General features: G+C 40.3%; 19 protein-coding genes. 13 read left to right on the top strand and 6 right to left on the bottom strand.

Annotated features, from left to right (window positions below; genetic code table 11):
- Nucleotides 1-133 precede the first annotated feature (133 nt).
- The 12 genes from ACESTK_RS11490 (at nt 134) to ACESTK_RS11545 (ending at nt 12747) form a co-directional block, all read left to right on the top strand.
- Entirely contained in the window at nt 134-1129 is a 996-nt protein-coding gene (locus ACESTK_RS11490) for an alpha/beta fold hydrolase (RefSeq protein WP_373119780.1), read from the top strand.
- A 317-nt stretch (nt 1130-1446) separates the two neighbouring features.
- On the top strand, nt 1447-1950 hold the full coding sequence (locus ACESTK_RS11495; protein ID WP_270413893.1) for a gamma carbonic anhydrase family protein: 504 nt from the start codon (nt 1447-1449) through the stop codon (nt 1948-1950).
- Nucleotides 1951-1954: 4 nt separating this feature from the next.
- Nucleotides 1955-4939, top strand: a complete 2985-nt coding sequence (locus ACESTK_RS11500) for a DUF3427 domain-containing protein (RefSeq protein WP_373119781.1) — start codon at nt 1955-1957, stop codon at nt 4937-4939.
- A 13-nt stretch (nt 4940-4952) separates the two neighbouring features.
- Nucleotides 4953-5354: a (deoxy)nucleoside triphosphate pyrophosphohydrolase gene (locus tag ACESTK_RS11505; protein ID WP_204453891.1), complete on the top strand. Its 402-nt coding sequence runs from the start codon at nt 4953-4955 to the stop codon at nt 5352-5354.
- A gap of 232 nt (nt 5355-5586) precedes the next feature.
- Complete coding sequence (locus tag ACESTK_RS11510; protein ID WP_373119782.1) at nt 5587-6129, top strand: histidine phosphatase family protein; 543 nt, start codon at nt 5587-5589, stop codon at nt 6127-6129.
- Nucleotides 6130-6282: 153 nt separating this feature from the next.
- Nucleotides 6283-7788 (top strand): hypothetical protein, encoded by a 1506-nt coding sequence (locus tag ACESTK_RS11515; RefSeq protein WP_373119784.1) that lies wholly within the window; start codon nt 6283-6285, stop codon nt 7786-7788.
- Nucleotides 7789-7814: 26 nt separating this feature from the next.
- Nucleotides 7815-8927 carry a heparan-alpha-glucosaminide N-acetyltransferase domain-containing protein gene (locus tag ACESTK_RS11520; protein WP_373119786.1) on the top strand — a complete coding sequence of 371 codons (1113 nt, stop codon included), beginning with the start codon at nt 7815-7817 and terminating at the stop codon, nt 8925-8927.
- Nucleotides 8928-8929: 2 nt separating this feature from the next.
- On the top strand, nt 8930-9955 hold the full coding sequence (locus ACESTK_RS11525) for a transglutaminase domain-containing protein (RefSeq protein ID WP_373119787.1): 1026 nt from the start codon (nt 8930-8932) through the stop codon (nt 9953-9955).
- A 322-nt stretch (nt 9956-10277) separates the two neighbouring features.
- On the top strand, nt 10278-11060 hold the full coding sequence (locus ACESTK_RS11530; protein WP_118582560.1) for a ZIP family metal transporter: 783 nt from the start codon (nt 10278-10280) through the stop codon (nt 11058-11060).
- A 218-nt stretch (nt 11061-11278) separates the two neighbouring features.
- The gene (locus tag ACESTK_RS11535; protein WP_373119788.1) at nt 11279-11659 is read left to right on the top strand and encodes a methyltransferase domain-containing protein; all 381 of its coding nucleotides are present in this window, start codon (nt 11279-11281) and stop codon (nt 11657-11659) included.
- On the top strand, nt 11649-12350 hold the full coding sequence (locus ACESTK_RS11540) for a transglutaminase family protein (protein WP_373119789.1): 702 nt from the start codon (nt 11649-11651) through the stop codon (nt 12348-12350). The genes ACESTK_RS11535 and ACESTK_RS11540 overlap by 11 nt, the downstream gene beginning before the upstream one ends.
- Before the next feature lie 40 nt (nt 12351-12390).
- The gene (locus ACESTK_RS11545; protein WP_373119791.1) at nt 12391-12747 is read left to right on the top strand and encodes a hypothetical protein; all 357 of its coding nucleotides are present in this window, start codon (nt 12391-12393) and stop codon (nt 12745-12747) included.
- Between the two features lie 279 nt (nt 12748-13026).
- Here ACESTK_RS11545 and ACESTK_RS11550 read toward each other — a convergent pair whose 3' ends face one another.
- From ACESTK_RS11550 to ACESTK_RS11575, 6 genes are read right to left on the bottom strand one after another with little or no spacing between them, the layout of a single operon-like run.
- Nucleotides 13027-14391, bottom strand: coding sequence for a sensor histidine kinase KdpD (locus ACESTK_RS11550; protein WP_270432522.1), 1365 nt, complete (start codon nt 14389-14391; stop codon nt 13027-13029).
- Complete coding sequence (locus tag ACESTK_RS11555; protein WP_368368985.1) at nt 14382-15044, bottom strand: response regulator transcription factor; 663 nt, start codon at nt 15042-15044, stop codon at nt 14382-14384. The genes ACESTK_RS11550 and ACESTK_RS11555 overlap by 10 nt, the downstream gene beginning before the upstream one ends.
- 38 nt (nt 15045-15082) lie before the next feature.
- Nucleotides 15083-15460, bottom strand: a complete 378-nt coding sequence (locus ACESTK_RS11560) for a NisI/SpaI family lantibiotic immunity lipoprotein (protein WP_373119792.1) — start codon at nt 15458-15460, stop codon at nt 15083-15085.
- On the bottom strand, nt 15453-16196 hold the full coding sequence (locus tag ACESTK_RS11565) for a lantibiotic immunity ABC transporter MutG family permease subunit (RefSeq protein WP_373119793.1): 744 nt from the start codon (nt 16194-16196) through the stop codon (nt 15453-15455). Before ACESTK_RS11565 ends, ACESTK_RS11560 begins: the two co-directional genes overlap by 8 nt.
- Nucleotides 16197-16198: 2 nt before the next feature.
- Nucleotides 16199-16945, bottom strand: coding sequence for a lantibiotic immunity ABC transporter MutE/EpiE family permease subunit (locus ACESTK_RS11570; RefSeq protein ID WP_373119795.1), 747 nt, complete (start codon nt 16943-16945; stop codon nt 16199-16201).
- Complete coding sequence (locus ACESTK_RS11575) at nt 16946-17650, bottom strand: lantibiotic protection ABC transporter ATP-binding protein (RefSeq protein WP_025580190.1); 705 nt, start codon at nt 17648-17650, stop codon at nt 16946-16948.
- 331 nt (nt 17651-17981) lie between these two features.
- Between ACESTK_RS11575 and ACESTK_RS11580 the strand changes: the two genes are divergently transcribed.
- Nucleotides 17982-18218 (top strand): helix-turn-helix domain-containing protein, encoded by a 237-nt coding sequence (locus ACESTK_RS11580; protein ID WP_118064609.1) that lies wholly within the window; start codon nt 17982-17984, stop codon nt 18216-18218.
- The last annotated feature ends 115 nt before the right edge of the window (nt 18219-18333 follow it).

Raw genomic sequence — 18333 nt, forward strand, 5'->3', positions numbered from 1 at the left:
GTAAATTGTAACACACATGTCGCAGCACGCCTTTTTCAAAGATACTTTTGAATAAGTTGTGTTATCAGGAATGTGTGAATCGTGATGATTGTTTTTTATGATTTTATAAGCTGCTTGTAAGAGGAGTTTTGGAATGAAAATAATACAGGAAAACGAATATTTAGATACTATGAAAAATGAGGTGGAACCTTATTTAAAGGCTCATTGCCGAGATGGGTACATTCCAGGAGCAGAAGACATTTACCATGAGAAAAATGGAATTATAGGAAAAATCCATGTGAAACGTTATCTGGCAGATGATCCAAAAGGGGTGGTTGTAATCAGCCACGGCTTCACAGAAGGTGCGCCAAAATATGAGGAGATGATTTACTATTTTTTACAGGCTGGCTATCACGTATACATGCCAGAACATATGGGACACGGCCAAAGCTACCGCCTGACAGCAGATCCCTCATTAGTATATATTGATATCTGGAAGCGGTATGTAAGGGATTTTTTGAAAGTATGCCACGAAATTAAAAGGGTACATCCAGACCTGCCCCTGAACCTTTTTGCCCACTCCATGGGCGGTGCAATCAGCGCAATCGCCGCAGCCTGGGAACCCGCTCTTTTTCATAAAGTGATATTAAGCTCTCCTATGATCAAACCGCTCACTGGAGGCGTGCCATGGCCGTTGACTGTACTGATCGCCCATGCAGAATGCGTTTTGGGAAAGGAAGAGTCCTATGTCTTAGGACAGAAGCCATACGACGGAACCGACACCTTCCAAACCAGCGCTGGCACCTCCGAACCTAAATTTGCAAGGTACAACGACCTGAGAAAAGAAAAACAGTTTCTCCAGACCTGTGCACCATCCTATGGCTGGCTGAAAGCAGCCATAAAAATGAGCTGGTATTTAAGATACCACGGCTGGCAGAAACTCCAGTCTCCTCTGCTCATTTTCCAGGCCGAAAAAGACGATTTCATATCCGTCCGCGCACTTCAGAAATTCGCAGCGAAAGTCAAGAAGCGCGGTGTTGCCCCCTGCGAGTATGTTTACATGCCTGGGACGAAGCATGAGATATATTGTGGCGGGGATGGGACGATGGAAGTTTATTGGGATATAATAGAAAAGTTTTTAATACAATAAGTTTGGTGTTGCCTATAAAAGAAGATTATTAGTGTAGGAAACTCTGTTTTGCTGGAGCCCATTGCAGATGCGTTTTCCATATCTGTTACTGAACTGATTTCCGGTAATACCGTGAACAACGCTAACGTGTCCGCAAACATAAAAAAAGAAACGAGCATATTTTGGAATTAAAATAAAATTAATTTTAGAACAAAAAAATTGATATACGCCCAAGTAACTGAATGAAATAATATACAATCTCTTTTTTTGGTATGGTACTATAATGAAAACAGTCTGACATTGGTTCAATATAATATCATGAGATCGGAGAATGATAAATGAACTATAAAAATGTAAAAATAGATAAAACAGCAAAAATTGCGAAGCAGTCCGTAATCATCGGTGATGTAACAATTGGCTGTGACAGCTGTGTGCTATACTACAGTGTAATCCGCGGAGATGACGCGCCAATCGTAATCGGTGAGGAAACCAACATCCAGGAAAACTGCACAGTCCACGTCAGCCGAGGCCTGCCAGTCTATATTGGGAACAATGTCACAATCGGCCACAATGCCGTAATCCATAGCTGCACAATCGGTGACCGCACTTTAATTGGAATGGGCGCCATAATCCTTGATGGAGCCAAAATCGGCAGCGACTGCATCATCGGCGCCGGAAGCCTTGTCACCAAAAACACCATCATCCCAGACGGCTCCCTGGTAATAGGAAGTCCTGCGAAGATTAAGAGAAATCTTACGTGGGAAGAGAAGATTGGGATTGTGGAGAATAGTAAGGAATATGTGAGTGTGGCGGAAGAAATGTGGAAGCAGGGAGTGTTATAAACAGATGAGCAAAATTGATGAAATGCGATCCGGTTTTGAAACTGCATATATAGACGGGGCTGTTGCATCTGGTAGTACATATCGTCCTAGATTTGTATCAAACAATTACAAAAAAGGGAAAAAGGTTCTTTCATCCATAGAAGATGAGCTTTTGGCATGCGACCGTTTTCAGATTAGTGTAGCTTTTATTACTATGAGCGGTATCACTCCATTGCTTCAGACACTAAAAGAACTTGAAAAAAGAAATATTCCAGGTGAAATTCTGACTACTAATTATCTGAATTTCAGCGAACCAAGAGCTTTGGAGAAACTTAATTCATTATCTAACATTACTTTGAAAATGTTCGATGTAGAAAGAGCAGCCGAAGGCTTTCATACCAAAGGATACATTTTCAAAAAAGATGAAATATACCACATTATAATTGGCAGTTCCAATATTACCAGCGCTGCACTTACAAGCAATCGTGAATGGAATACTAAGCTGCTTTCAACGGAACAAGGCGAAATGGCGAAAGAAATTGTTGCTGAGTTCAGAGAATTATGGACCTCGCCTTATGCGTTAGCCTATGATGAATTCTATGAAAACTATAGAGAACGTTATAAAATAATCAAGCATCAAAGAGAGATTGCTAAAGAACAAGAGATTACGTCAATAGAAAGTTATAAGCTGAAACCCAATAGTATGCAGGTGAAATTTATTACTAATCTGCGAAAAATTGTTGAATTAGGAGAGAAAAGAGCACTCTTGATTTCTGCAACAGGAACGGGAAAAACTTTTGCTTCGGCTTTTGCGATGCGAGAATTAGGTTACAAACGAGTACTGTTCCTGGTACATAGAGGTCAATTAGCAAGACAGACGAAAAAATCTTATGAAAAGGTCTTTGGAAAATCTGTTTCCATGGGACTTGTAGGAGCTGGGTATCATGAGTATGATGCGGATTACATTTTTGCTACAGTTCAAACGTTGAATCGTGATGAGCATTTACTCCAATATGAAAAAGATGCATTTGACTGTATTATTTTAGATGAGGCTCATCATGTTCCAACCAATACTTATCAAAAAGTAATGAAACATTTTACTCCGAAGCTTTGGCTTGGTATGACAGCAACTCCAGATAAAAGAGATGATAATATGGAAGGCAGAAACGTCTATGAGCTTTTCAATTATCAGATCGCATACGAGATTCGGCTTCAACAGGCGATGGAAGAAAATCTGCTTTGTCCGTTCCATTATTTTGGAATAACAGATTTATCAATTATTGGTGATGCTGAAAATGCCAGTAGAGATTTTTCTATGTTGACAAGTGATGAGAGAGTAAAACATATTATCGGTCAAGCCGATTACTATGGTTATAGTGGAGAAAAAGTCAAAGGACTAATCTTTTGTAGTAGTATAAAAGAAACAGAGGAACTGTCTGAGAAATTTAATCAAATAATGAATCCTTCTACTGGACGTAAGTTTAGAACAATAGCGCTTAATGGGAATGCTTCTGAATCGGAAAGACAAGCTGCTTTTGAAAGATTGGCAATGAACGAGGATGAAGCAACAGATGACAACCAGCCATTAGACTATATTTTTTCTGTTGAAATATTAAATGAAGGTGTGGATATTGTTGAAGTTAATCAAGTTATTATGCTTAGACCAACGCAGTCCCCAATTGTTTTTATTCAACAACTTGGACGAGGTTTGCGAAAAGCCAAGGGAAAGGAATATGTAGTTATTCTGGATTTTATTGGAAATTATAATAACAATTTTATGATTCCAATTGCGCTATCAGGGGATAGAACTTACAATAAAGACAATATTCGTAGATACATTATGGAAGGCGGAAGGATAATTCCAGGAGCTTCTACCGTACATTTTGATGAGATTAGCCGGAAAAGAATTTTTGCATCTGTAGATAATGCAAACTTCAGTGATATTAAGCTTATCAAAGAAAATTACACGAATCTGAAGAATAAGCTTGGAAGGATTCCAAACCTTCGTGATTTTGATGATTACGGAGAGATGGATGTTATTCGGATTTTTGACAATAACAGTCTTGGTTCCTATTACAAATTCCTGGTGAAATATGAAAAAGAATATAAAGTTCGGTTGTCCTTGGATGAGGAAAAGGTAATTGAATTTGTATCTAAGAAATTAGCAAATGGAAAACGTATACAGGAACTTCAACTGTTAAAACGGATGCTCACGTATTCTCATGGGTTTCCTAAATTAGGCCTCTTTGCAGAGCTTTCCAAAGATATGAAATCATATGGAAAAGAACTTAGCCAGGATCAAAAAGAAAATATTGTAAATGTGATGACAAATGAATTTCCTGCTGGAACAGGTAAGAAGACCTATTCTCAGTGTGTGTTTATTGAAGAAGCTGGAAATGACTATAAACCAACGAAATCGTTTGTGGAAATGTTATCAAATGATGATTTTTATAATATCCTTAAAGAATTGGTTGATTTTGGAATAAACCGCTACGAAAGAGATTACAGGAATAGTTATGCTAAGACTGATTTGGTTTTATATCAAAAATATACTTATGAAGATGTTTGCCGCTTGCTGAATTGGGCACAAAATGAAGTGCCTTTAAATATTGGTGGTTACAAGTTTGACAAAAAGACAAAAACATTTCCTGTATTTATCAATTATGATAAAGAAGAAAATATTAGCGATACTACCAAATATGAGGATCATTTTATTCCTGGCTTTCGAGATCGCCTAATTGCAATTTCGAAATCTGGAAGAAGCTTGCAGTCAGAGGATGTACAGAATTTCTTAAAAGCGAAAGAGCGAGGAATCCAAGTGGAACTTTTTGTACGAAAAAACAAAGATGACAAAATTTCCAAAGAATTCTATTATCTTGGCACTATGACTGCAAGTGGAAAAACAAAAGAATTTAAAATGGCAAATACAGAAAAAACAGCAGTGGAGATAGAGTGGATTCTTGATGTACCTGTAAGGGAAGATATTTATGAGTATATTGTGAATTCATGATGAGGAGGAACTTATGAAAACAGTTAGAGTAGTCGCAGCAGTAATAAAAGCTGTTAATGAAAAAGGTGAACCCATTATTTTTGCAACCCAACGTGGCTACGGTCCCTTAAAAGGCGGCTGGGAATTTCCCGGTGGAAAAATAGAACCTGGCGAGACACCGCAGGAAGCGTTAAAACGTGAAATTATGGAGGAACTTGATACAGAAATTGCAGTGGGAGAGTTAATTGATACCATCGAGTATGACTATCCAGATTTTCACCTTTCCATGGACTGCTTTTGGTGCGAGATTGTGAAAGGGGATCTTGTGTTAAAAGAACACGAAGCCGCAAAATGGCTGACGAAGGAAAAAATGGGAGATGTAGAATGGCTGCCAGCGGATGTGACGGTGATTAAGGCGATTAGCGTAAGAATGTAAGAACAAGGTGGAATATGTGGAATGATATAGCAAATATATCGGCTATTGCTACTTTGCTTTTATTTGTATTTTATTTTCTTGGACGATTGTGACGCACATCTTGCAGAAAGCCTTTTTCAAACATGCTCTAGGAATTTTACACTTTATATTGGGTTTACGGAAGCAGAGGTAAAGACGCTTACCGAGAAATATAACCAGGATTATGAGAAGAAAATAACGGGAGGAACCAACCATGGGACATTTCTATTTCATCCGACACGGGCAGACCGTGTGGAATGTTGAGAACAAAATTTGCGGGGCTACAGACAGTCCGCTTACAGAATATGGACGCGAGCAGGCAAAGAAGACGGGACAGAAGATTCTTACAGAGGGGGTTAAGGCAGATGAAATCCTTTGCTCTCCGCTTAGCAGGGCGGCAGATACGGCTCAGTTGATTTCGGAAATGACAGGAATTCCATACAGGGTGGAACCAAGGCTGATTGAGCAGAATTTTGGAAAATGGGAGTCCACTCCTCGGGATGGGAAGGATTTCAAGAAAGCAAAGGAGTTTTTTGCATGCAGTCATGAAGGTGGAGAATCCACACTCAGGCTGGCGCAGAGAATCTATAATCTTCTTGATGAAATAAAAGCAGAGTCCGATAAAAAGACCTACATCCTGGTTGCTCACAACGGAATCGCCAGAGTGGTACAGTCCTATTTTACGGACATGACAAATGAGGAATATGCTGCATTTGGAGTAAAAAACTGTGCTGTGGTTCGATATGATTTTAAATGACAAAAGAATATTCGGAATATGAATGATTATTTTGAAACGGTAAGTAATCTTGAGGTAATTAAGCTGGATAAGAAACGAATAACTCTGTGCCATTATCCTAATTAAAGAGGCAAACGGAGGAGAACAGGGAAAAGAGACTGGAGAATAAACCAAATGATAGTTAATAAATGTTCGGAAATTTTATTAGCAAAATCAAAAAAACTATATGGGAACTACCGGGATAACTGTACAGTTGTCCAGAGAATGCTGGAAAAATATAAAAAGTTATATCCTAATATTTCTGATTATTCTATAATGCATTTTATCGATATTGCAGAATTTTGTGATATGATAATGGATAAGCAGAAACTGGAAAATTTGAATGAAGATGAGTGCTACTGCCTTTTGTCTGCAGCGTTATTTGCACATATTGGATTTGGCTTAAATCAGGAAATTATGAATAGATATGTGGACAAGCTTGGAATTCAGAAGCAGGCAGAAGAGCTTACGTTCTTTCAGGTTATGAGTAAATATCATGTTTTGTTCAGTGCATGTCTGCTGGAAGAATACGGCGATATATTTGAATTTCCATCAGATCTGCATAAATATGCCATAATCCGTATGCTTCACTTTATCGGTGAAAATGGTACAGCACCTGTTCAGTTAGAAGAAGCTTTGGTGTTGAACAATCAAAATGTTATCAGGCTGAAGGAACTGGCAGCTGTGTTAGCTGTTGGAAACCAGCTGGCAGAACTAAAAAATGCAAATATTGATTTGAGCTATGACAAGTTCGACAAATATAATTCCGAAGAAATCGTTGGATTTGTTGAAAGAAACGTGGTAAGAAGTATTAAGGTAAAAGATGGCAAGCTGGTGATAGAAGCAGGCGGTTCGGATTCGGCTTATACACTGATTGAGCGGAAGGTAAATTTAATTATTGATAATTTCGGGAAAATTGTCAGTAGTCTGTCTGACCGGTCAGACTACAGTTTGAATCTTTTTTCCATTGTTTCCATAGAGCTTCACCGCCTTCCGTCTGCGGAAACAGCTGAAAAAATCTATCTGAACAAAGAAATCGAAGAATTATGGACAGATGAGGACAGGGAACTGTTTCAGAAGCTTTCTCCTGAGGAAAGAGTGTTTTATGCCGATTATTTATCCACAGAATTCGAGACAACCAAATTCCTTATAGAGTTCGCGAAAACCAACAAAGCCGTACTGGAAGGATTAGAGTACAGAGTGAAATCACCGAAATCCTTGTACAATAAGCTTTATCAGAGAGTAGAGAAATCCTTCTTTGATTCGCTGGCGGATGTAGTCCGTTATACGATCATACTGGATCCGGAAGATTATGTAGAACAGATCCGTTCTGTTATAACGGCTTTGTCTGAGAAAAACTGGAAAATTTATGCATTAAAAAATTATTGGACTAATGACGGTTTTCCATACAATGGCGTGAATACCAAATTTAAAAATCCGCGCAACTACCGAATTGAAATCCAGTTTCATACAAAGGAAAGCTTTGATGTGAAAATGAGCAAGGAAGACCACGACTTGTATGAGCAGAGAAGAGTCCTTGAGCCTGGATGTGATGAGTATAACAGGATATTGCAGCTGCAGCTGAACTTATATTCTAATATGGAGTATCCAAAAAACATTGCACTTTTAGATAATATTTGAACAAATTAAGGAAAAGGGGAAGAAATATGTTTTCTTTAAAAGAAAAAGAAGTAAATACTGGACGCCAGAGAGAGCTTGACCTGGTAAAAGGCTTTCTGATGATCATGATTGTATTTATACATTCCTTTCAGACAATTGCAGGTGCAGCAGCGGCAGAGTCAAGTGTACATAAAATTATGTTTGCCCTGTTTATGCCTACCGGAGCCTGCTTATATCTGTTTACCATGGGTTTTGGAAGTGTTTTTACACGTCATTCCCAGTCAAAGGACATGGTCAGAAACGGTATAAAACTGTTGATTTACCAAGGCATAAGCAATTTGTGCTATGCGGCAGTCATGACGGTCAGCTACGCCATTAGAAATTCTATTACAGGAGAAGTAGCAGGCAGCAGGGAAGTATTTGAAGCAAGTCGGTATTCCATGCTTACATTTGTGAATATCTTTTTCATATCCGGTATGTGCTACCTTGTACTTGCTTTGTACAGGAAATTTAATGTAAAACTTGGCGGTTACATAATAAGTGCATTGATAGTGGGAATCGTAACACCTTTTACCAAACTGCTGGTTTCTGATAATCAGGCACTTAACTGGCTTCTGGATATGACCTTTGGGGGAAAAGGTGAGACAAGCTTCTGCTTTTTTCCATATCTGAGTTATGTATTTTTAGGATATGTTTTTGCAAAAGTAATCAGAAAAGTACCAGAGGATGAAAAAGGAGCTTTTTACAAAAAGAGCGGTCTGGTATGCGGAATCGTAGCGGCAGCCTGGTTTGTAATCTGCATCGTAATGCATCCGGGTGTTGACGGATTCTTTAATTATATGATCGAACAGTATCGAACTCCCGGACTTGTGAAAGTAGTGGGAACCTTCTGCAGCATTATCCTTGTATTTGCAGTGGCATTTTTTCTCATGCCGATTATAGAAAAATGGAAATTTGTTTACAATAAGCTGTGCTATTATTCCAGGCAGATATCCAAAATGTATGCAGTGCATATTGGAGTATATTGGACGATTGCTGGTTTTGCAGCTTTTTACGAATTTAGTGTAAGAGATTGTCTGATTTTGTCAGTCGTTGTGCTGATCGTAACAGATCTACTTGTGCAGGGATATCTGAAACTGACAGATAAGCTAAAAGGATAAAAATGGAACAATACTATTATAATCATATGAACAAACCCAAGCAGGCTGCTTATCACAGCATTTTTGTCGGGGTGAAAAATCTATCGGATGAAATTCAGGTTCCGGCATTTTCCGGAGAGGAGCTTTACAATATTTTTTTCCAGATGAGGCTGGACCATCCGGAAATATTCTGGGTAACTAATTTTAAATATCGTTACTACAAAGATTCGCCGAACCTGATTTTCATACCGGAATATCTTTTTGAGAAAAACAAGATCCGGGAGCATCAGAAGGCTCTGACAGCCAGGGTAGAGAAGCTTGTCCGCCCGGCACAGAAGATGTCTGAGTGGGAAAAAGAGAAATATGTGCACGATTTTATCTGCGAAAATGTCCGTTATGACAAACTGAAAAAAGCATATTCCCATGAGATCATAGGTCCTCTTGGACAGAGCGTCGGGGTATGCGAGGGCATTGCGAAAGCGGTGAAGGTTCTTCTGGATGCGCTGGGAGTATGGTGTGTGATCGCAATTTGCGGTAACAATCCGGAAAAAGGAATCAAATACCGGCACACCTGGAATATTGTAAAGATAAATGGCACATATTATCATTTAGATGCCACTTTTGACAACAGCCTGGGAAAAGATCGCGAAAACAAGGAAATCCGCTATGACTATTTCAACCTGGATGATCAGCAGATCTTTCGCGATCATGAGCCCTTGATCGCGCCTGCGCCTCATTGCAATGATCATGATCATTTTTACTACAAAGAGAAGAAATTATCATTTACCAAACAGGAGGATGTATACAAGCGGTCTTTGCAGGCTGCTAAGAAAGGAAAGGTGCTTGTTTTTCACTGGCGGGGTGGATACCTGACAAAAGAAGTATTAAATGAGCTTCTTGACCTAATCCGCAAAGCAGGCATGGAAAAAGAGAAAAACGCAATGGTCAGCATAAACTGGCCTCAGGCAGTTCTTCGCGTCCAGTATGCTGACATACAGGTACAGGAGAGTGTTATGCTGGAGGAAGCGAATGAAGGGGAGAAGGAGTGATGAAATGACCCAAGGAATTTTGTGCTGAAACTGTCCAGGTTACTGTTCAGAAAAAATTAAAACATTGTTGAAAGAATTCTATTGTTATATGATTTCGTAAGTGATATACTTAAACACAAGAAGAACCGTGTAAAATTATAGTTTACTTTTTGCGCGGTTTCTTATATATGTGATGGTTAGTTTGAACTAACATTAAGACGGTTTGAAAGATTATAGCGAAAATATAATCAACAAGCTATAGAACTGTTACTATACCGCTGAAGAAAATTATTTTTGCTATATATATGAAAAATTTTTCGATTATACAAGGAAGGAAAATGTAATGTTAATGAATATTTTTGAAGGTATACTGATTCCATTTGTTGGAACAACACTAGGTGCAGCATGTGTGTTTTTTATGAGAAAAACACTTAGCAAGTCAGTGCAACGTGCACTTGCAGGGTTTGCAGCAGGCATAATGGTTGCTGCTTCAATCTGGAGTCTTCTGATTCCGGCTATTAAACAATCTGAGAGTATGGGAAGATTATCATTTGTTCCGGCAGTTGTTGGGTTCTGGATTGGTATTTTGTTTTTACTAGCGCTCGATCATTTGATTCCACATCTTCATGTTGGAAGTGATCAGGCAGAGGGACCGAAAAGCAAGCTTGGCCGTACAACAATGATGGTGTTGGCTGTTACACTACACAACATCCCTGAAGGTATGGCAGTTGGTGTAATGTATGCAGGATTTCTTGCTGAAAATGCACAGATTACAGCAACAAGTGCACTCGTTTTATCACTTGGAATTGCCATTCAGAATTTTCCGGAAGGAGCGATTATATCCATGCCGCTTAGGGCAGAGGGCGAAAGCAAGGGAAAGGCATTTCTCGGAGGTGTACTTTCAGGAGTGGTTGAACCGATTGGAGCAGTACTGACGATTCTTGCTGCACAGCTGGTAATCCCGGCATTACCGTATTTACTGAGCTTTGCAGCAGGAGCCATGTTATATGTTGTGGTTGAAGAACTAATTCCGGAAATGTCGCAGGGACAGCACTCGAATATTGGTACGCTTTTCTTTGCACTTGGATTTAGTTTGATGATGATCCTAGATGTGGCATTAGGGTAAGAGGCGAGAAATGATTCTTAGCGATTATGCTGGCAGTTACATTTGAAAGCAGTTTTGGAGATAAATTTATGTATCAACATGCTATGAAGGCACCAGATGAAATGAGGGAATTGCATAAGCAGTTTTATGCTTATATGAAAAGAATGAAGAAATGCGGATGCAAGGCGAAAAGGTACAGTGATTGGAGAAAAAAGCATGAAAAATGAAGAATATAAAAAATGTCAATTAAAGAATTTACAAAAGCAGCAGGAAGATATGAAAGTAGCCATGCTGGTATTTACGAAATGTGCAAGAAAGATTATCCGGATCCACAGGCATTTTTTGACAGTGTGAAGAGATGTCTTCGCCCAAATGGAAGGTTGGTTCTTAGAGATGTGACCAGTGACAACAAAGTATTGGTATGGCTAATGAATACATTGGAAATGCCGTTGGCAAATATATGCGGACATGGAGATTTCCAGGTGCCAACAAGAGATGTGGTCATAAAATGTTGCAAAAAAGCAGGATTAAAAGTAGAAAAATTTGAAATTCGTAAAGGTATGCGAATGCATTGTGTTGTGAGAAAACCTATGGGAAAGGCGATAGGAAATGAAAGATAAGTATCTTAGGGAAACACGAATGGTTGATTTTTCTAATCCGGCAATTCAAAAACTTATTCAAAATATGAAATGGAAGGAAATGGGTGAATTTGAAAGGATTAAGGCAATCTACAACTATGTAAGAGATGATGTTTTATTTGGATATAATATTGATGACGGAATTTCAGCTTCAAAAGTACTTGCAGATGGTTATGGACAATGTAATACAAAAGGAACTTTATTTATGGCACTTTTACGTGCCTGCAATATTCCATGCAGAGTACATGGTTTTACGATTGATAAAAGATTGCAGAAAGGGGCTATGACAGGGTTTGTTTACCGTAATGCTCCAAAAAGTATTTTCCATAGCTGGGTAGAAATTAATTTCGAAAATCAGTGGTACGAACTGGAAGCTTTCATTTTGGATAAAACCTACATAAAGAAGTTACAGGAACAAAATTCGGAATGTACAGGTGCATTTTGCGGTTATGGAGTAGCCGTCAAGGATTTCAGAAATCTCAGTATTGAATTTGATAGGAACAATACTTATATTCAGAGCGAGGGAATCAATCAGGATTTTGGTGTTTATGATTGTCCAGATGAACTGTTGAAGGAACATCATCAAGAAATTTCAGCCTTTAAAGCATTTGCTTATAGACATATTGGAAGACACCTCATGAATCGTAATGTCAGGAAGATTAGAGAACGATAGTTTTAAGCTTTTAGAATTAAAATTAAATTTGGAGGGGAATATGGCAGACAAAATACAAAATGCTTATGAAACATCAAAAAATATATATGACGATGTTCTTACGCAAAGAAATATTTTCAGCAAACTGTATATTAAGTTATTTTGGAGTGGCACTGATGATAATGATATAGCACGAAAAGTTTTATCATATGTTCCTGATGACTTTTCAGGAAATCTTCTTGATGTTCTGGTTGGAACTGCTGTATTTACGGAAAACAAATGGAGTTCCTTGAAAAATGCACATATTACTTGCCTTGATTACAGCATAGATATGCTTGACCAAGCCAGAAAAAGACTTGGTAGTCATGCACATATCAAATGTATTCAGCGGAAAAGATACTGGCAGCGCCTCCCGTAATCATCAGGGGTAACTTTCATCTTCTCACCCCCTTTCCGTGGGGAGTGAGCAGGATGATCCTGTCCGTTGTCAGGGGCCTATGCTGGCCCTGGTCTGCTGACCGCCTCCTTTTCCATCTGATTTTTTGCCGGAAATGACAATCCGCGAAAATCGACAAAAATCGCCCGGCAGGTCGTAAACCTACTGGGCGACGATTTGAAGCGTTTTGTTGTTTTGAAGATTCCATAAAGATTTGAAAAATGGACGGACATAAAAGACGTCCATTACACTATCGGAAAATCAGCAAGGAAGTTTCATAGTAACCTTTGCGCCGCCGGTTTCTTTTGAATTTTCTAAAATAAGCTGACCATTATGTTGTTCCATAATCGAATTTGTAATATATAGACCCATACCAAAGTGTAACTTTGAATTGCGGCTTTGATCGCCCATATAGAACCGTTCCTGTGCGTGGCATAATGCCTCTTTAGAAAACCCCGTTCCCTCGTCTGTGACTGAAATTTCCACGAAACCGTTGTTACTCTGAACATCCACATAAAGCGTTCCGCCTTGCGGGGAGTAGTCCAGCCCATTACTGATAACATTCATAATAGCACGTTCTATCAGCACCCTATCAAATTTCAGCATTTGAGGGAGTGAAACAGTATTCATTTGCAGCCGGATTTCTTTTGTCCGGCATAGTGATTCCATATAACCGAACAAGTGCTGCATGAACGCTGGCAAGTCTATACTTTCAATATGGAGCTGATAACCAACCGCCGCCCGTGATATATCAATCAAGGTTTGAATATATGACTGCATCTGGCCGGAGCTTTCCACGACGTAACCAGCGTATAATCGTTGCTCATCATCAAGATTTGTTTCTGTGAGTAAATCAGCATTTCCTTGAATAACCGTCAGAGGCGTTTTCAAATCATGGGCAAGCGCGGCGATTTGCTCTTTCTGTGTCTGTTCGGTTTTCCATTGCCGCTCTAACGAAATTTTCAGATTATCTTTCATATCTGAAAAAGATGCAAGGACATCTTCAAACTCTTTGATTTTGGCGTGTCCTACTTCAAAATCAAGGTTTTGCTTTGAAACCTCCGCAGTTGCTTCAAAAAGCGGGGTCAGTTGTGTACGCAGGTTCTTAGCAAATCTGGCGGTCAGTATGATAATGACCAGCAGCGAATTTACAGCCATCAGGATAAGCGCAAGCGTGTCAGGAGATGGAAAATATTCCGGTAGCCATGACACTGTAAATTGAGAACCAATATAATACCTTAAAACGCAAAATTCGTTTTCCCGGACAACAAGTGCAAACTCCCTCCCCGTAGCATATTCAATATATTCTCCCTTTGCGTACAGCAAGGCAATTTCTTTTTCATCATCGTCCATATTGCTGTAAAGCTCATTAAAGTTCTTGTCCAGAATTAAGTAGCCGCATCCCTGTGGAATCACAACCTTTGTAATATCCGGGGCAATCGTCAGCGTTGGAATGATCTCTTTTACCTGCAATTCACTTAGATTTGCTCTTGTAGCTAATCCAGCATTTACAGCAAGTCCCTCCAAACCAGAAGGGACAATAATTGCCGCTACCAGCATGACAATGAGGGAGATAGCAAACTGGCGAAACAATATTTTCAATGTAGGTTTCTTTTTCACTCCCATTTATATCCTATCCCCCATACGGTGCTGATCGGACTTATTTTGAAATGCTCCAATTTCGCACGAATATTTTTTATATGCGTTGAGATCGTAGAGTTATCGCCTATTCCATCAAACCCGAAAACGGCTTCATAGATTTGTTCTTTTGTAAAAACCTGTCCCCGGTTTTTCGCAAGGTATTCACAGATTGAATACTCGCTTTTGGTAAGGGGAACCGGCTGTTCTGAAGCATACAGTACCTTTGCGGAAAGGTCAAATCTTATATCAGGCTCAAATGAAAGTGTGCTGTGATGCTCCCTTTTTTCTCTGCGTAAATGTGCCGCGACACGGGCGCGAAGCTCCTGAATACGAAAAGGTTTCGTAATATAATCATCCGCACCGATGCCCAATCCAAACAATATATCTTCCTCTAATGTCTTTGCGGTCAGAAAGAGAATCGGGCAGTCTACCATATTCCTGATCTGTTTGCAAAACTCAAACCCGTCTGTGCCAGGCATCATCACATCCAAAAGAATGAGGTCATAGAAATGCAGCTTTTTGATGTCTACATCATCCGCATTTTGACAGACTGTTATCAAATATCCATCTTTCCCCAAACTGTTCTTAATCAATTCCAAGATAGAAACTTCATCGTCAACTACAAGTAAGTGGGTCAAAAAATCACCTCCCGCCCCATTATACCACATTGTCGAGGTTACTCATCATTATTTTTAATGTCAGCTTTCCGATATTCATTGTTGATATTTACAGCTACGGCATTGCTTATATCCACATCCACAATACTGTAAACGTAGCCGAAACTGAAATCTTCCCCCGCCACATTTTTGAAGCGTTTCGATACCTGCCCGATTTCTTCTTGCAGTTCTGACATTTCAAGACATTCATCCGTTATGGTATATGTCAGGCCGTTATATGAAATTTCATCATAGTTTGCGGCGTTCAGCTCATAATACGACAGAGATTCATTTAACGCCTTATTTTTATCGGCGGTATCGCGGAGCGCACCGCAGGCCGATAAGCATATAAGACTTACAAGCACAATTACCACGGCAAACAGGCACTTTTTATTCACTGTTTTTACCTCCCTCCCAACCATGAAACCAAACCAAACTGGCAATCAGCAGACAAACAGTGCAGCATACAGAAATAATCATACCGCTGAAAAAATCGGTTTTTACCTGTGCATACAGTTGGGGGCTATCCCATGCAAGCACAGTGTAATCCATAGCACGAACGCCCCAGGCCCAGGGAATATATTTCCATGTAGCGTCACCAAGCCCTGTTATCATAAGGGCAGCTATTAAACTCCCTGCAATTCCCAATCCCATAGATGCACCTTTTCCGAAGCTCATTCCCACAAACAAATGAATCAGGTAAATGGGAAGCATGGTAATCAACAATAGAATCCCTGCTTTCAGGTAAAGGCTTGCCGGAGCATCCCTATATAGTGCAGCGAATGTTCCTAACGCTAAAAATGTTGCGCCAAAAGCACAGATCATCAGAAAACCAAGTTTACCAATATACGTTGCCATGCGAGATGGGATTGTTCCCAACAAAAGCTGATAATGCCCGGCCTGATTTTCGATCTGAACAACCAGGCCCACAATAATGCCGATCAGAAACGGGAACGCAACGGCCAGCACTTCCAGATAGGCACTGATTTTGGCTGCCAGTTCCCATCTGGATATATGATAGTAACCCGCAAAAATCGCCGCACATATAATCGGAATCATGATGTGCATATAGAGCAAAATGCTATGTTTACACTTCTGATATTCTGCTTTCCAGCAGCGAACCACAGATACCATAGTTACCCCACCTCCTTTTTCTCAAACCATCTTGCAGTTAAAAATGACAGCGCCGCAAACCAGGCCAGCGAAATGACCAATACAAGTATAATCATCCAAAATGCCATTGCCGTACTCTGATCTGCAACCGGCTCACCATTAGGCAAAATATCTAACACGGAAATCATAAGATGCGGCACCCAGCTATACGGGCAGATCATCCACAAAGAGGTTGTAGCCGTGAAAATCCCTAAAACGCTTCCAAGTCCGGCATTAAGAATAACCGTGACAAAGATACCAACTTTTTTTGATAACCATAAGCACAGCGGAACTTCCCATAGGCTTGCAATGACAATACAAGCTGTTCCGGCCGCAGCCTGCCAAATTCCGATTGTCAGGGGAATTTCGTTGATAACTAATATTGCAAAACCGCCCAACAGATTTAGCGCCAGGAAAATGAAATTCCCCACACAGGAGTAAATACCGGCCACTCCAATTTTTGCTTTCCAGACTTTGTTCTGCGAAACAGGCAATGAAGCAACGGCACGATATTTTAGTTTGCCATTATCCCGCTGTTCAATCAAGGCACAGGTGAGCGTAAGGAATCCAGGATAAAGCAGGATATACCACCAATTATAAGAATTGAGCTGGAACCAAAGAGGGGCAAAAAAGTTCATAAGCGCAGTTACAAACGGGGCCAGAACGATCAGCGTTTTTGTGAAAGTTCTCTTATGCTTTAGGTTCTCTGCCTGAATATATGCCATCTCCATTTAATATCCCTCCTTACCATTTCTGCGAATAACATCCATAAAGAGTTGTTCCAAATCTTCACCGGCGCGAAGCTCTCCCTCATATCCAAGGACGCCGCCAGCAATGATACCCACATGATCTGCAATCTGCTGGACTTCTGACAGAATATGGCTGGACAAAATAACTGTAATCCCTTTGCAGGGAAAAGAGCGAATTAACTCTCGAAGTTCCTCAATCCCTAAAGGGTCAAGGCCGTTAGTCGGTTCATCCAGAATCAAAAGCTGGGGACTGTTCAGCAATGCAATAGCAATACCAAGCCGCTGCTTCATACCAAGAGAAAACTGCCCGGCCCGTTTCTTGCCGGTATTCGTGAGCTGGACAATTTGCAATACCTCGTTAATTCGTGCATCGTCCAGGCCGAGCAATGTAGTTCTGACTTTGAGATTTTCGTATGCAGTCAGATTTTCGTAAAGCGGGGGCATCTCAATCAAAGCACCGATATGCTCCAGATCATTCCGCTTCCACGGGTGGCCGTCAAACTCGATGCTTCCCGATGTGGGGCGCAAAATGCCGGTGAGCATTTTTAAGATCGTGGATTTGCCAGCCCCATTCGGCCCCAGCAGACCATAAACCGAGTTGCGCCGGATGTTCAGTGACACATTGTTTACCGCCATTTGCCCCTTGAAATTTTTGCAGAGGTCAGTCGTTTTCAAAATCATATCCATATAATCAAGTCCTTTCTTTGATTTTACGGATAGCATACCGGGCAATTTTGAAGATTTCATAAAGATTCCCGAAAACAGAATATGAACAATACACCGTAACCGTGGAGCATATCGCAACAAAGCACCAACCTACGCATTTAGGGCCTTAAAAAGCCCTATATTTCAAGGTTTTTCCCGCATAGTCGGCGGGGTATGTGAGTGTTTTATCCTATCCCCGCCATAGTGCCGCTCTAAATGCGTAGAATTTACCAGCAGAAAATCGCCGGTTTCTCTGGCTCCATACTCTCAGATATGGTATCATGGAAAAAATCAATCTGACGGGGGTATCAAGATGGACGGACAAGAAAAGCTGCTGGACTATGAAACAATCAAAGCCGCCGTTGCCGGTGAGAAGTGGGCCACAGAAAAGGTGCTGGCCCACTATGCGGACTACATCGACGAGCTTTCCACGGTGGAGATCAGGCAGCCGGGCGGCAAAGTGAAAAAAGTCATTGACGAGGATATGCGGCAGCACATTTCCTTAAAGCTGCTGGAAGCGTTGCCGAGCTTCCCGCTGGAACAAGAATAACGATCAAGAGGGCTGCACCCTCTTACGCCGCTTTGCGGTGGTACTATGTCAAGATTTAGTACAAGTTAAAATGAGGTTTTCCCCATCTTAACTTGCCATTGGCTCTTCGTTCTGT

This window comes from Ruminococcus sp. Marseille-P328, assembly GCF_964249465.1.
GTDB classification, from domain to species: domain Bacteria; phylum Bacillota; class Clostridia; order Lachnospirales; family Lachnospiraceae; genus Blautia_A; species Blautia_A faecis.

Bases quoted from the DNA above. Each gene is read 5' to 3' on its own strand.
- ACESTK_RS11525 (WP_373119787.1), top strand. From the start codon at position 8,930: ATGGAACAATACTATTATAATCATATGAACAAACCCAAGCAGGCTGCT.
- ACESTK_RS11580 (WP_118064609.1), top strand. From the start codon at position 17,982: ATGGACGGACAAGAAAAGCTGCTGGACTATGAAACAATCAAAGCCGCC.
- ACESTK_RS11570 (WP_373119795.1), bottom strand. From the start codon at position 16,945: ATGGAGATGGCATATATTCAGGCAGAGAACCTAAAGCATAAGAGAACT.
- ACESTK_RS11490 (WP_373119780.1), top strand. From the start codon at position 134: ATGAAAATAATACAGGAAAACGAATATTTAGATACTATGAAAAATGAG.
- ACESTK_RS11535 (WP_373119788.1), top strand. From the start codon at position 11,279: ATGTCAATTAAAGAATTTACAAAAGCAGCAGGAAGATATGAAAGTAGC.
- ACESTK_RS11505 (WP_204453891.1), top strand. From the start codon at position 4,953: ATGAAAACAGTTAGAGTAGTCGCAGCAGTAATAAAAGCTGTTAATGAA.
- ACESTK_RS11540 (WP_373119789.1), top strand. From the start codon at position 11,649: ATGAAAGATAAGTATCTTAGGGAAACACGAATGGTTGATTTTTCTAAT.
- ACESTK_RS11495 (WP_270413893.1), top strand. From the start codon at position 1,447: ATGAACTATAAAAATGTAAAAATAGATAAAACAGCAAAAATTGCGAAG.
- ACESTK_RS11545 (WP_373119791.1), top strand. From the start codon at position 12,391: ATGGCAGACAAAATACAAAATGCTTATGAAACATCAAAAAATATATAT.
- ACESTK_RS11565 (WP_373119793.1), bottom strand. From the start codon at position 16,196: ATGGTATCTGTGGTTCGCTGCTGGAAAGCAGAATATCAGAAGTGTAAA.
- ACESTK_RS11500 (WP_373119781.1), top strand. From the start codon at position 1,955: ATGAGCAAAATTGATGAAATGCGATCCGGTTTTGAAACTGCATATATA.
- ACESTK_RS11515 (WP_373119784.1), top strand. From the start codon at position 6,283: ATGATAGTTAATAAATGTTCGGAAATTTTATTAGCAAAATCAAAAAAA.
- ACESTK_RS11520 (WP_373119786.1), top strand. From the start codon at position 7,815: ATGTTTTCTTTAAAAGAAAAAGAAGTAAATACTGGACGCCAGAGAGAG.
- ACESTK_RS11530 (WP_118582560.1), top strand. From the start codon at position 10,278: ATGTTAATGAATATTTTTGAAGGTATACTGATTCCATTTGTTGGAACA.
- ACESTK_RS11550 (WP_270432522.1), bottom strand. From the start codon at position 14,391: ATGGGAGTGAAAAAGAAACCTACATTGAAAATATTGTTTCGCCAGTTT.
- ACESTK_RS11510 (WP_373119782.1), top strand. From the start codon at position 5,587: ATGGGACATTTCTATTTCATCCGACACGGGCAGACCGTGTGGAATGTT.
- ACESTK_RS11575 (WP_025580190.1), bottom strand. From the start codon at position 17,650: ATGGATATGATTTTGAAAACGACTGACCTCTGCAAAAATTTCAAGGGG.